We start from the raw sequence: 555 nt of genomic DNA, 5'->3' as shown, positions 1-555 counted from the left end.
GCATCCCCGGTCCGCCGCCGTAAGGACGATCGTCCACGGTACGGTGCCGGTCATGCGTGAAGTCGCGAGGACTCCAGCTTTCGATGCTCAGCAGGCCATTCTTTACTGCCCGGCCAGTTACCCCGTAATCGGTAATCGCGCGGAACATTTCAGGAAACAGGCTAATTATGCCAATCCACATAGCGCCGTCTTTTACCGTTTATCCGGAGAATTTAAAAACCAGGATCCCAATCTACTTCAATGGTTTGAGTAGCGAGATCGACTTTCTTGATAACCTGTCCATCGAGGAACGGAACCAACCGCTCCTTGATGCCAAATGCATCTTTCAGGTTTGCCTTAATGACGAGAACGTCATTTGACCCGGTTTCCATCATGTCGATGACTTTCCCCAGGCTGTAGCCTTCAGTGGTCACTACCTGGCAACCCATAAGGTCTTTCCAGTAGTAGTCACCCTCTTCCAGCTGTGGCAACTGCGACGAATCCACGACAATTTCACAATTAGTCAGCGCATTCGCGGCATCACGATCGTCAATGCCTTTCAGCTTGATGATGATG

1 protein-coding gene and 1 pseudogene are annotated in these 555 nt (G+C 51.0%); both read right to left on the bottom strand.

All coding sequences use genetic code 11. From position 1 onward, the window contains the following. Positions 1-181: pseudogene (locus tag ACFPZN_RS56570) on the bottom strand (tRNA (guanosine(37)-N1)-methyltransferase TrmD); the annotation flags it as partial. Positions 182-212: 31 nt separating this feature from the next. Further along, on the bottom strand, positions 213-555 hold a 343-nt coding region (gene rimM, locus ACFPZN_RS56565), incomplete at its 5' end, for a ribosome maturation factor RimM (protein WP_378293766.1).

The sequence above is a fragment of the Actinomadura rugatobispora genome (assembly GCF_042656285.1).
GTDB classification, from domain to species: domain Bacteria; phylum Actinomycetota; class Actinomycetes; order Streptosporangiales; family Streptosporangiaceae; genus Spirillospora; species Spirillospora rugatobispora.
This window is presented reverse-complemented; position numbering and strand designations above follow the sequence as displayed.